This is a genomic window from Prauserella salsuginis (assembly GCF_024648885.1).
In the GTDB taxonomy this organism is placed as follows: Bacteria; Actinomycetota; Actinomycetes; order Mycobacteriales; family Pseudonocardiaceae; genus Prauserella; species Prauserella salsuginis.
This window is the reverse complement of sequence record NZ_JANBBF010000012.1, coordinates 121,775-133,528: the sequence shown is the minus strand read 5'-3', so window position 1 is coordinate 133,528 and position 11,754 is coordinate 121,775. Positions and strand designations below refer to the sequence as shown.

Genomic DNA, 11,754 nt, shown 5'->3' with positions numbered 1-11,754 from the left:
CCCCTCGCACCGGCCTTCGCTTTGAAGCCTTTCTTCCAGCGTGGAGGAAATCGCGTCAAGCCACCAATACCCATCGTTTCGACCTCCCATACGTGTCACAAATCAACTTCCGGCCACGACGGCTCACCGACGCTGGCTACTCCTTCCTAAACTCGTTCGGGCCCACCCGGACCGTGGTGCCGGGTGTCGTGGTCGCTACGCGAGTTCCGCCAGCTCCCGCGCGGTCTCCCACGGCAGCGGCGTCTTCAGGGCAGCGCGGAGTTTGACGAATTGCGTGCGCCGCTCGAAGGCGAGTGCTCCGGTCACCTCGTCGCCCCGCCGGTACAGGTAGAGTGAGCCGCTGTCGTCGTGGCTCTCCACGATCTCCTCGTCGCCGGTGCGGTGTCCGGCGAACTGGATGCGGACGCCGTGCTGGTCGGACCAGAAGTATGGGACGTTGGCGCATTCGACGGGCGACTCGCCGAGCACAGCGTTCGCGGCGTTCATGCCCGCCACGCGCCCCTGTTGGGCCGCGTTGGTCCAGTGCTCGATCCGCATCGTCGATCCGAAACGCGCGTTCGTCCACCGGATGGCGTCTCCCGCGGCGTACACCCGGTCGGCCGCCCGGAGGGTCGTGTCGCAGACGATTCCGTTGTCCAATGTCAGTCCAGAGTCGGCGAGCCAGTCGACGGCGGGCCTGACGCCGACCCCGAGCAGAATGACATCGGCCCGAACTCGGGTGTCGTCGTCGAGCACGAGTTCGCGCCGTCCGCCGTCGTGGGTCACATCTACGGCCGCCGTGCCGAGGTGCAGCGTCACGCCCGCGTCGCGATGCAGCTGCTTGTAGGACGCCGCGACAGCGTCGCCGAAGCGCCCCAACGGTTTCGGCGCGAGGTCGATGAGCGCCACGTCCCGCTCCTGTTTCGCGAGGGTCGCGGCGAACTCTCCGCCGATGAAGCCGGCGCCGACGATCGCCACCGCGGTGTCCGAGCCCGCGACGGCCGCGCGCAGCGCGACCGCGTCCTCGTAACAGCGCAGCGCGTAGACGTCATCGAGTCCGCGGAGCAGTGACGGGATCACCGGCTCGCATCCGGTCGCGATCACCAGTGCGCCGTATTCGACCGAGCCGGTGGTGGTCGTGACCGTGCGCGTACCGACGTCGAGCCTCTCTGCACGGGTAGCGAGTTCGAACTCCACCCCGGCATCGCGGAGCGTGGCCACCGTCGGATAGGTCAGCGCGTCCAGATCCATCGCATCGTCGAGATCCGTCTTGGACAGCGGCGGGCGCTCGTACGGCGCGTGGGACTCGTCGCTGACGACGACAACGCTCAGCTGGGGAGCCTTGCGGACGACGATCTCGGCGGCGCGGGTGGCGGCCACGGAGCCGCCGACGACCAGGACGTCTGACGAACAGGTCGACACGGCTCAGCCCTCCATCAAGGTGCCGACGGCGCAGACGGCTCCGGTCGCGCTGCGGGCCTCGGCGCCGTGGTCGAGCCCGCCCGGGCCGGGGACGATGGTGAACGTCTGCGGCTGGGTCATCGGGCATACGAGCCGGTATCCGAAGGTCTTCCCGACCAGGTCGATGCCTTCGCGGCGCAGGTGCTCGCCCATCATGAACGCCAGCAGCGGGCCGTGGATGACGAGTCCGTCGTAGCCCTCCTTGCGGCACCAGTCGAGGTCGTAGTGTATCCGGTGGGCGTTGTAGGTCAGCGCGGAGAAGCGGAACAGCAGCCGCTCGTCTGCGGTGAGTTCCAGGGTCGGCCCGGCCGCGGGCTCCGGCGGCGGTGGCGGTGTCGGCAGCGCGTTCGATCCCGGCGCGCGGTAGACGATGTCCTGCTCCTCGCGGATGACGAGCCGGTCGTCCTGGAAGATCTCCTGCAGCACGGTCGTGAAGGTCAGCCGCCCGGTGCGGCCTTCCTTGTCGACCGACTTCGCGATCGAGGTGACCTTCGTGGCCGGCTTGCCGATCTTCAGCCCGCCGAGCGTGGTGACGCGGCCACCGGCGAACATGCGGCGGCGATCGGGCCCGGGCGGCGCCGGGATGCCCTCGACGGGGTGGCCGTCCTCGCCGAGCGCCCGTTCAGGACTGCGTTCGAGCAGGTAGCACCAGTGCCACAGCGGCGCGAGGGTGTCGCCGAGGGCATGGCCCATCTCGATGTCGAGCAGGCCAGCCATCGACTCGGCCGGTTCGGCGGCGATGATCTCGGTGCGCTTGAGCTTCTCCGGGGTCGACATGGTTTCCGTTCCGTTCATGACCGGTCGCCGAGTACGTGCAGGAGCTCGGTGACGTCGGGGGCGTGGTCGAGGTGGTCGACGGCGTTCACGAGGCCGCGGGCAACATCACCGCCCAGCGGTGCGACGAGTTCGGTCGCCTTGGCGACGACCTCGTCGTGCCGCATCGGGTTCGGTGCCGATCCCTTGGCGAAAGTAGGATCGCCGGATTCGAGAGTGAGCCGTTCGCCATCGGTGAGTTCGACATCGAGGCGCGGACCGTCGAGCAGGTCGATGCTCTCGTCGAGGTGCATGGAGATCTTGGCGAGGGTCTCCTTGATGCGGGGCTCGTCGACGCGCGGAGGCTCGTACTCGTCGAGGCCGAGGCGATCGCCGCACAGTGCCAGGCTCACCGCGTACGGCAGGCTGAACTGCGCGTCGAAGACCGTCTCGATCGGATCGGCCGAAAGCATGCTCAACGCCGTCGCACCGGCGGTGACGCGGACCGAGCGGACATCCTCGGCCCGAATGCACCGTGTACGCAGCAGATCCAGCACGACGTCGACGGCCGAGTGGCAGCCCCGGCAGCACGCGTACGGCTTGAGATACGCGCTCGCGACGTTGAAGTCGGAACCGAGGTCTTTCAGCGCGACATCCGGGTGTCCGACGCCGCCGTTGTACGTCGCGAACAACCCGCCCCACTGCGATTCGAAAAGCCGGTGGGGGCCGGTGATTCCGGCGCGGGCGAAGATCGCAGCGTCAACGCCGGTCTCCCCCGCCTTCCCGGGATGCAACCGCTTCGTCTGGGCACCATCGTCCTTGAACGCCCACACTCCGCCGGTGAACGAGCCCGCGATCCCGAGCGCGTCGGTGTACCGCTCCGCGTCGAGGCCGAGGCACTTCGCCGCCCCGCCCGCCGCCGCGAGGCTGCCCATCGTGCCGCTAGAATGCCAGCCTCGGTCGGTGTGCGTGCCGAATCCGCCGAGGGCGGCGAGCGCGCGGTGCCCGATGTCGTAGCCGGCGATCGTCGCGGTGATGAGCGCCTTGCCGTTCGCGCCGGTCGCCTCGGCGACAGCCATCGCGGCGGGCAGCACCGTCGATCCGGCGTGGCCGGGGCCGCCGCCGTCGTCGAAGTCCCTGGCGTGCGCGGAGGTTCCGTTCGCCAGCGCCGCCTGTGCGGGCGAAAGCCGCAGGCCGGTGCCCCAGACGGTGCTGCCGACGGACGTGCTCTGCACACCGGCAAGCGCGTCGATGACGCTCGTTGCCTCGGCCGTGGTGGCACCGCGCAGCGCGACCGCGAGGGTGTCGAGGATGTGGTCCTTGACGTCGGCGACGACGTCGCCAGGGATGTCGTCGTATCCAACGTGGGACCAGTGATCGGCGAGGCTTTCGGTCAGGGAGCGGATCTCCCCATGTCCCCTCGTCACGGCCGTAGGTCCACGGTCAGAGACTCGACGAGCCACCGGCCACCGGCCTGCCCGATGCGGGTCGCGTCCTCGTCGACGACCGCGTCCGGGTAGTGCTCGGCCAGGTGGCGCACGACCTCCTCGATCTCGGCCTTCGCGAGCCCCTGCCCGAGGCAGTTGTGCGGGCCGGTGCTGAACGTCAGCGGCTGGTTGCACTCGCGGTCGAGGCTGAAGGCGCCCGGGTTCTCGAAACGCTCCGGGTCGCGGTTGGCCGACCAGACGGCCACGTGCACGTCCGAGCCGCGTGGGATCACGACGTCGCCAAGCTCGACGTCCTCCGTCGCGATCTTGCTGACCAGTCCGGTGCGCGGATAGAGCCGCAGCGCCTCGACGACCGCCGCCGGTATCAGCTCTGGGTCCGCGACGAGCCGCCGCCACACGTCCCGGTCGCGCAGCAGTGTCCAGACGACTAGGCCCGCCTGGTGCGCCGTGTTGACCGAGCTCGCCTCCAGCATCGAGGTCGCCTCGGTGAGCACCTCCTGCTCGGTGAGCTTGCCGTCGTCGCCCTGTTTGAGCAGGTACGACAGCATGTCCTCACCGAACCCCTGCTCCCGCTTGCGGCGGATGAGGTCGTCGAGATAGTCGAACAGCTCGTCATAGGCGGCCCGAATCGACGGCGCGAGACTCCGGTCGCGGTGCAGCAGCGCGAGGGTCCGCTCCGACAGGCTCTGCACCTTCGGCGCGTCGCTGAACGGTGCACCGGCGAGGTGGCAGTAGACCATCGACGGGATCCGGTAGGCGACCTGGCGATAGAAGTCGAATGGCTTCGAGTCGTCGAGGTCGTCCGTGATCGTCTCGACGATCGCGCGCAGAACGCCACGGATCCTCTCGACGGTCACCGGGCTCATGAAGCGCGCGAGCGGCGTGCGCAGCCGCATGTGCGGGTCGCCCTCGATCATGATGATGCTGCGTGCGCGAAAGTCGTGGACCGGCCCCTCGGTGATGCCGAACTCCTCCATCAGACGCAGCGCCGAGTTCTGGAACCGGGGGTCGCGCAGGACCGTCGAGGCGAGCTCGTGGCCCAGAGCCGCGAAGCCGTAGGGACCCGACACGAGCGCTCGGCCATCAACGGCCCCACCCTCATGACCGGCATCGGGTGCGAACGGATCGAAATCAGCAGTCGTCGTCATGACCGGGAGATCGCCCCCACCGGGCAGCACAAGATGGCTTCGTCGAGCTCGTTTTCGCGGCCGTCATCCACTTCGGACACGAGCTGCCGGAGCCGCCCGTCCTCGCCGATCCGGAACACGTCCGGCATCAGCGCGGCGCAGGTGCCGTTCGCGTCGCACCTCTCGAAATCGACTTTGATCTCTATCATCGGGGAACTCCCGTCGCTTCTTCTGGGCACCGCGGGCGGCGCCGCGGCCCTGCCTGGGTCCTGTGTCACACTCTGATGCCATCTCTGGGATACTACAAAGATAAATTTCTTCGGTTGCCCATATGAATCATGTATATCGAGCCCCTATGCTGTACCGATGGACATCCGCACCGTGAAGTACTTCCTAGCCGTCGCCGAGGCCGGGTCGATCACCGAAGCGGCCAAGGCACTTCACGTGTCCCAACCACCGCTGAGCACAGCGATGGCGAAACTCGAATCCGGGCTCGGAGTGCGGCTGTTCGACCGGCTCCCACGAGGCGTCGAGCTCACCGCGGCCGGCCGTTATCTCGAATCGGCGGGCAGGCGACTGATCGCCGAGGAGCAGCGCATCTCGGCGACGCTGCGCTCCATGGGGGAGGGCCTGGAGGGCGAGCTCCGGCTCGGGGTCGAACCGATGGGGATGTGGCGGGTCGTCAGCGGCAAGCTCGCGTCGTATCTGGCCGAGCATCCGAAGGTAACGCTGGAGATCATGGACACCGCGGTCCGGGATCTACTGGAAAGCCTCGCGAACGGGCACCTCGATCTCGCCGTGATACCGGTGCTTCCCGAAGAGCCGCTACCTCCGCTGCACGACACCGCGTTTGCAGTCGAGATGGTCGAGGAGCTGCCGCTGTCGCTGGTCGCCCCGGCCTCGTGGGATCTCGCGTCGAGCGGGCCGGTCGAGCTCGCCGACCTGCGGGAACTGACCTGGATCCTCCCCGCCAGGGTGCCGGGCGCGCGCAGCCTGTCGCGACTGCTTGACGACCGGTTCACCTCGGTTGGCGGGAGCCCCGATCACGTCGTCCGCGTGCCGACGGTGCAGAACGCGGCGAGCCTCGTCGCCGCCGGTGCCGGTGTCTCGGTGCTGAGCACCGAAATGAGCGGGCCACGTCCCGGCATCATGCCCGTGCCGGTCGTCGGCGGGTGGCCGGACCTGCCTCTCGGGCTGGTCCGGCGCGCCGACGCCGTTTTGACGCCGGTGGCCGAGCGTTTCGCGACACTGTTCCGGGAGCTGCCGGAGTGAGCGGTTCCCGCTCCGCGTCACGCGTTCGCTGATCCCGGTTCCGCACGGCGGTTCTCTCCCCGCAGAACATTAGCGCGACGTACACGAGCCCCCCGAGCGCGAGCAGGCTACTGGCCGTCAACGGTGCGAGCTCGCCGGAGAGCGACGACGACAGCTGATACCCCAGCGGAACTCCAGTTTGCGCTGACCGGTCTCGAACGCCCCGCACATCTACGCGGCCATCAGCCCATGATCGCCTTCTGGATGATCGGAATTGCCTCTAGCAACGCGACGGTCGTCCTTACGACTCTGGCCGAGATCAGCATCTTCAGCATCACCCCGGAACGTTGCCCCGGCTTGCTCGTCGAGATACGGCGGATCGTCGATGGCCACCTAAGCACCGCGTTGACCTGTAGGCAAGGAGTCGATGGAGATCGATCGCGCTCGGCCGTCCATGTCGCGACCCTGTGCGCGGTTGAGCACGCCGGCCTTGGCGTAGCGATGATCAGTGTGCCGTCGCCGATCCGCAGGTTCCGCTGGGCCACGTTGCCCCTTTACTGCTTCACGACGCCGTAAGCCTGGCGCGTCGGAGGAGCACATTTCGAGACGTGCAGGCCGGCCGCCTTACGACGAATGACGTAGAGGCGACACGTCAAGCCACCCAACCTGGTCCGGTCATTCGCGAGTTACCCAGACGGCGCCCCGTACTTAATGTGGTCACTGTCGCTATCGCGGACGCGCGGTGGCCTTAGCAACGGCGCAAGGAGATGGGCTAGGTGGAGGGAACGTCCACACGAGCTGGCCGAACGACGGCCAGCGTCACAGGAAATGCCAAGATCCTCTCCCGTATAACCGAGTCTGAAACGTTCGCCCTCACTGGAGCGCGGATCGCCTTACATCGAGCCGTTGCCGCAGAGGCAACTAGGCGCTCACATCGATGTGTTGCTACCCAATGGGTTCAGAACACAGCGCTTGGTCTGCGGCCCGACCAAGGACGACAGGCCCTGGCACATCGGTGCACGTCGTGAACCGGAGAGCCGACTGCCCTACGTCGTCGTCGGCTCGTCCTCGCCCTCTGAGCCCATGGGAATCGAGTGTCGGAGAAAGGCGATCAGCAGCAATGGCTGAACACAAGCGTCCCACGATCCAGGTGATCAGCGCGCACTCCGGGGACTTCGTGTGGCGGGCGGGTGGCGCGCTCGCCCTATACGCGGAGCGAGGGTGCGACGCCCGGATCACGTGTCTAAGCTACGGAGAGCGCGGTGAGTCCCAGGGCCTGTGGAAGCAGGCCGGGATGACGTTGGAGACCGCTAAAAGTAAGCGGCGCGCCGAAGCCGAGGCGGCAGCGGAAGCCCTCGGCGCGCATATCACCTTCCTTGACCTCGGCGACTATCCCTTGCGAGTCGACGACGCGGGCCTCGATCGCATCGTCGCCGAGATCCGCGACGCACAGCCCGAAATCCTCCTCACGCACGTCGCCTCCGATCCATACAACCGCGACCACAATGCCGCGCACGAGGCGACCCTGCTCGCCCGCCAGGTCTCGCAAGCCGCCGGGCACGACCGCTCAACACCGCCGATCGGTGCACCTCAGGTTATCCAGTTCGAGCCGCATCAACCCGAGCAGTGCGGGTTCGTACCGAACCTACTCCTCGACATCACGCCGGTCTTCGACCGCAAGCGCAAGGCGATGGAGTGCATGAGCGCACAGTCGCACCTGGTGGAGTACTACACCGACCTCGGTCTACGTCGTGGTGTTCAGGCCGTACGTAATGGCGGCGGGGAATCCATCACGCAGGCCGAGGCGTACCAACGTGTCTTCCCCGTCGTCGGGAAGGTGCTGCTGTGACCGAGCACGTCATCTACCGAACCGACCGCGGCCCCACGCCTCAGATCACAGCGGCGCTCGCAAAGCGTGGAGTAGCGACCTCCCATGAGGCCTATGGGCGTCGCGGGCTACTCGGCCCGGAACTACGGCCCATCTATCCCCGCGCGCGAATCGCCGGACGGGCGGTCACTGTGCTGTCCCATCCGGGCGACAACCTGATGATCCACGCGAGCATCGAACAGTGCGGTGAAGGCGACATCCTGGTCGTCGCCACGACGTCGCGGTCAACCGACGGCATGTTCGGTGATCTGTTCGCCACGCAGCTCCTGCGGCGTGGGGTCCGAGGCCTGGTCACAGACGCCGGCGTTCGCGACATCGCCGATCTCGAGGAGATGGGATTCCCCGTGTGGTCGCGTGCAGTCCACGCGCAAGGCACCGCGAAGTCCGTCCCGGGGTCGGTGAACGTACCGATCGTCGTCGCCGGCCAACTGGTCAATCCCGGGGACATCATCGTCGCCGACGACGACGGAGTGCTCTGTGTCCCGTTGACGGAGGGCGAAGCCGTCGTGGAAGCCGCGGCCAAGCGAGAGGCGAACGAGAAGGCCAAGCGCCGCCGTTTCCACGACGGCGAGCTCGGCCTCGACGTCTACGACATGCGGCCCCTTCTGGAGCGGCTCGGCGTCCGGTACGTCGACGCCGACGATCCCGAGGACTCCCGATGAGCACATTCGTACTGATCCACGGAGCTTGGCACGGCGGCTGGGCCTGGCAACGCCTGGTCCCCGAACTGCGCGCCGCCGGCCACGAGGTCCACACCCCCACCCTGACCGGGCTGTCCGGTCGCGCCCACACGCTCACCCCGCAGGTCGGACTGTCCACCCATGTCCAGGACGTCGTCGGGTTGTTGGAAGGCTACGACGTGCGCGACGCCGTGCTGGTGGGTCACAGCTACGCGGGCCAAGTGGTCACCGGTGTCGCAGACCGCGTCCCTGAACGTCTCTCCCTGCGGGTGCACCTCGACGCGTTCGTCGGCGACCACGGCGAGGCAGCTGTGGACCTACTTCCTGCGGGCGTGGCGGAGCACTGGCGCGAAGCAGCGGCGGGACCAGGATTCGGCTGGCTCGTACCGCCACGGTCGCTGACCAAGCTCGGCGTTACCGACCAGGCTGACCTCGACTGGCTGATCCCCCGACTCACTCCCCACCCGTGGCTCACCTATACCGAGCCATTGCAGCTGACCGGTAGGAGTGACCAGGTCGCAGCCGCGTTCATCGAGTGCGTGGATTGGATGCGGGTGTTTCAGGGCCAAGCAGAGCGGGCCACGAACCGCGACTGGCCGATCCACCGGATCGCGACTGGCCACGAGGCCATGGTCACCGCACCGAACGAACTCGCGGCGCTGCTGCTCGACGTCGCCAACCGAATCTGAGGAAGAGGATCGTATGGAGTTCCTGGTCCGCACGGAGAACCTGCTGCCGAACGACACTCCCGACGAGGTCCGCAACAGGCTGAAGAGCGGCGAGCGCGAACGCGCGATGGAACTACGCGCCGAGGGCGTGCTCAAGCGACTCTGGCGCGTGCCCGGCCGCAACGCCACGATCGGGCTCTACGAGGCCGCGGACTCAGCTGCCCTGCACGACGCGCTCGTCTCGCTGCCCATGTGGAAGTACATGGACATCACCGTCGAAGCTCTCGCTGCTCACCCCCAGGAGAACCAGCAATGAGTGCCCGGCTCGCCGGCATGGTCGCGATCGTGACCGGCGCCGCGGGCGGCCTGGGTGGTGCAATCGCGGCTCGGCTGAGCGCTGACGGCGCGCATGTGGCCGCACTGGACACCGTTCCGGAGTCGGGCCCGGATTCCCGGCACACAGACGTGGGCGCAGGCTCCCTGGAACGGTGGACCTGCGATGTCACCGATCCGGACGCCGTGCATCGCACGGTCGCGGAAGTCGCCAGTCGCCGCGGCGGGGTGGATGTACTGGTGAACAACGCCGGTCTCCTATCCGGGCGGTCGAGCCTGTTGGAAGCGACGCCCGAGGAGCTGCATCGCTTCTACGACGTCAACGCGGTCGGCCCGCTGCTGATGGCCCAGGCGTGCTTTCGTACCTGCGAGACAGTGACCACCGAGGACGCGTCGTGAACGTGGCCTCGCGGACCTTCTTCACCGGCACACTGGGGCAGATCGGTTACATCGCGAGTAAAGGCGCCTTGATCGGGATGACCCGGGTGATGGCGCGTGAGTTCGGCGAACACCGCATCTGTGTCAACGCCGTCATGCCCACTCAAGTGGCTACCCCTGGCACCCGTGAGCACTCCGGAGACGACGTGTTCGCCCGGACCATGTCCCAGCAAGCCATCCGAGAATTCGTCACACCGGAGGACTTCGCCGGTCTCGTCTCCTTCCTCGCTTCCCCCGACGCGACCTTGATCACTGGACAGTCGATCGTCTGTGACGGCGGCGGCCTCCTGCACTGAGCCACCGTCGCGGCGGCACCATGCCCCGGTCCCGACCGGTCCGGCCGGGGCCGGTATCGCTCAACGAGGAGCTCCCATGACCACGAGTACACCAAGGCGAGGCGACGCGCACGCAGGCCGCAAGCCAGGTACGGTCGCGCTCGCCAGCTATATCGGCACGACCATCGAGTGGTACGACTTCTTCATCTACGGCATCGCCGCAACGCTGGTCTTCCGAACCCAGTTCTTCCCCGAATTCTCCGAAACCGCCGGGACTCTCGCCTCCCTCGGCACCTTCGCCGTCGGCTTCATCGCGCGCCCGATCGGCGGTATCGTGATGGGCCACTTCGGAGACCGCGTCGGCCGCAAATCGATGCTGGTCGTCTCGTTGCTAATGATGGGCATCGCGACCACGCTCATCGGCTTCCTCCCGACCTTCGAAATCATCGGGATCTGGGCGCCGATTCTACTGATCGTACTGCGCCTAATCCAGGGTGCCGGCGTCGGTGGCGAGTGGGCCGGTGCCGTTCTGATGGCGGTCGAAAACGCCCCACCGAAGCGCCGCTCGCTGTATGGTTGTTTCCCCCAGCTCGGGTTGCCATCCGGAATCCTGTTGTCACAGCTGGCTTTCCTGTTGATCACCGGCGTAATGTCACCCGATGCGTTCACGGCATGGGGCTGGCGAATCGCTTTCCTCAGCAGTTCCCTGCTCATCATCGTCGGGCTGGTCATTCGGCTCGCCATCGAAGAAAGCTTGGATTTCGAGAAGGTCCGGGATTCGGGAAAGGTCGAGAAGTTGCCCGTCATCGAGGTGTTCAAGACCAGCGCGTTGCAGATCCTGATCGGCAGCCTGGCTTCGGTCGCGGCCCCCGCGATCGGTTACCTGGTATCGGTCTACATGGTTTCGTACGGCACCGCCACGCTGAACATCCCCACCACGACGATGCTGTGGATCCTCATCGGCGTGAGCGTCGCCTGGATCATGATGATGCTTGCGTCCGCGCTCTCCGGCGACCGGTTCGGTCGTAAGATTACCTTCGCGGTCGGCGCCGGAGTCGGTGTGTTGTGGGCCTTCCCACTGTTCTGGCTAGTCGACAGCGTCTCGATACCACTGATCGCGGTGGCGCTGATCGGCATCACTGCAGCCAACTCGATCATGGCGGGGCCGCAGCCCGCCCTGATCACGGAGATGTTCCCGATCCGGTTGCGGTACTCCGGTGCGTCGATCAGCTACACCATCGCCTCGGTCCTGGGCGGCGGGATCACCCCGCTGCTCGCAACCGCGCTGTTCGCCGAGTTCGGTACGTCGATGGCCGTATCCGTACTCATCGCGACTGTCTGTTTGATCAGCCTGATCGCGATTCTCTCGGCGAGCAACCGGGTGCTGTTCGCCAAGGAACCGGCTCAGGAGCCATCCGCCGCAGCCCAGGCGGCAACCGAATCCTCGTAACCG

12 protein-coding genes and 1 pseudogene are annotated in these 11,754 nt (G+C 67.0%); 7 read left to right on the top strand and 6 right to left on the bottom strand.

Annotated features, from left to right (window positions below; genetic code table 11):
• Positions 1-195: 195 nt before the first annotated feature.
• The 5 genes from LY40_RS18450 to LY40_RS18430 are packed head-to-tail and all read right to left on the bottom strand — an operon-like array spanning position 196 to position 5,046.
• Positions 196-1,401, bottom strand: coding sequence for an NAD(P)/FAD-dependent oxidoreductase (locus LY40_RS18450; protein ID WP_258937591.1), 1,206 nt, complete (start codon positions 1,399-1,401; stop codon positions 196-198).
• Positions 1,402-1,404: 3 nt separating this feature from the next.
• A complete protein-coding gene (locus LY40_RS18445) occupies positions 1,405-2,235 on the bottom strand; it encodes an HTD2 family dehydratase (protein WP_258937590.1) in 831 nt (276 codons plus the stop codon).
• Positions 2,232-3,620, bottom strand: coding sequence for an MmgE/PrpD family protein (locus LY40_RS18440; RefSeq protein WP_258937589.1), 1,389 nt, complete (start codon positions 3,618-3,620; stop codon positions 2,232-2,234). Before LY40_RS18440 ends, LY40_RS18445 begins: the two co-directional genes overlap by 4 nt.
• A complete protein-coding gene (locus tag LY40_RS18435) occupies positions 3,617-4,789 on the bottom strand; it encodes a cytochrome P450 (RefSeq protein WP_258937588.1) in 1,173 nt (390 codons plus the stop codon). Before LY40_RS18435 ends, LY40_RS18440 begins: the two co-directional genes overlap by 4 nt.
• A complete protein-coding gene (locus tag LY40_RS18430) occupies positions 4,786-5,046 on the bottom strand; it encodes a ferredoxin (RefSeq protein ID WP_258937587.1) in 261 nt (86 codons plus the stop codon). Before LY40_RS18430 ends, LY40_RS18435 begins: the two co-directional genes overlap by 4 nt.
• An 88-nt stretch (positions 5,047-5,134) precedes the next feature.
• Between LY40_RS18430 and LY40_RS18425 the strand changes: the two genes are divergently transcribed.
• Positions 5,135-6,040 (top strand): LysR family transcriptional regulator, encoded by a 906-nt coding sequence (locus tag LY40_RS18425; RefSeq protein WP_258937586.1) that lies wholly within the window; start codon positions 5,135-5,137, stop codon positions 6,038-6,040.
• A 210-nt stretch (positions 6,041-6,250) separates the two neighbouring features.
• Here the strand turns inward: LY40_RS18425 and LY40_RS18420 are convergent, their stop codons facing one another.
• On the bottom strand, positions 6,251-6,412 hold the full coding sequence (locus LY40_RS18420) for a hypothetical protein (RefSeq protein WP_258937585.1): 162 nt from the start codon (positions 6,410-6,412) through the stop codon (positions 6,251-6,253).
• A 544-nt stretch (positions 6,413-6,956) separates the two neighbouring features.
• On the opposite strand from LY40_RS18420, the gene LY40_RS18415 reads away from it, so the two are divergent.
• From LY40_RS18415 to LY40_RS18385, 6 genes and pseudogenes are all read left to right on the top strand, one after another.
• Complete coding sequence (locus tag LY40_RS18415; protein ID WP_307876965.1) at positions 6,957-7,868, top strand: PIG-L deacetylase family protein; 912 nt, start codon at positions 6,957-6,959, stop codon at positions 7,866-7,868.
• Positions 7,865-8,569, top strand: a complete 705-nt coding sequence (locus LY40_RS18410; protein ID WP_258945866.1) for a 4-carboxy-4-hydroxy-2-oxoadipate aldolase/oxaloacetate decarboxylase — start codon at positions 7,865-7,867, stop codon at positions 8,567-8,569. The genes LY40_RS18415 and LY40_RS18410 overlap by 4 nt, the downstream gene beginning before the upstream one ends.
• Complete coding sequence (locus LY40_RS18405) at positions 8,566-9,276, top strand: alpha/beta fold hydrolase (RefSeq protein WP_258937583.1); 711 nt, start codon at positions 8,566-8,568, stop codon at positions 9,274-9,276. Before LY40_RS18410 ends, LY40_RS18405 begins: the two co-directional genes overlap by 4 nt.
• Before the next feature lie 13 nt (positions 9,277-9,289).
• Positions 9,290-9,571, top strand: coding sequence for a muconolactone Delta-isomerase family protein (locus LY40_RS18400; protein ID WP_258937582.1), 282 nt, complete (start codon positions 9,290-9,292; stop codon positions 9,569-9,571).
• Positions 9,568-10,322, top strand: a pseudogene (locus tag LY40_RS26565) (SDR family NAD(P)-dependent oxidoreductase). The gene LY40_RS18400 and the pseudogene LY40_RS26565 overlap by 4 nt, the downstream one beginning before the upstream one ends.
• A gap of 76 nt (positions 10,323-10,398) precedes the next feature.
• Positions 10,399-11,751: an MFS transporter gene (locus tag LY40_RS18385; protein WP_258937579.1), complete on the top strand. Its 1,353-nt coding sequence runs from the start codon at positions 10,399-10,401 to the stop codon at positions 11,749-11,751.
• The last annotated feature ends 3 nt before the right edge of the window (positions 11,752-11,754 follow it).

Excerpts from the sequence above, each read along its gene's own strand:
- LY40_RS18400 (WP_258937582.1), top strand. The coding sequence starts at position 9,290 with ATGGAGTTCCTGGTCCGCACGGAGAACCTGCTGCCGAACGACACTCCC.
- LY40_RS18445 (WP_258937590.1), bottom strand. The coding sequence starts at position 2,235 with ATGAACGGAACGGAAACCATGTCGACCCCGGAGAAGCTCAAGCGCACC.
- LY40_RS18405 (WP_258937583.1), top strand. The coding sequence starts at position 8,566 with ATGAGCACATTCGTACTGATCCACGGAGCTTGGCACGGCGGCTGGGCC.
- LY40_RS18415 (WP_307876965.1), top strand. The coding sequence starts at position 6,957 with ATGTGTTGCTACCCAATGGGTTCAGAACACAGCGCTTGGTCTGCGGCC.
- LY40_RS18385 (WP_258937579.1), top strand. The coding sequence starts at position 10,399 with ATGACCACGAGTACACCAAGGCGAGGCGACGCGCACGCAGGCCGCAAG.
- LY40_RS18435 (WP_258937588.1), bottom strand. The coding sequence starts at position 4,789 with ATGACGACGACTGCTGATTTCGATCCGTTCGCACCCGATGCCGGTCAT.
- LY40_RS18425 (WP_258937586.1), top strand. The coding sequence starts at position 5,135 with ATGGACATCCGCACCGTGAAGTACTTCCTAGCCGTCGCCGAGGCCGGG.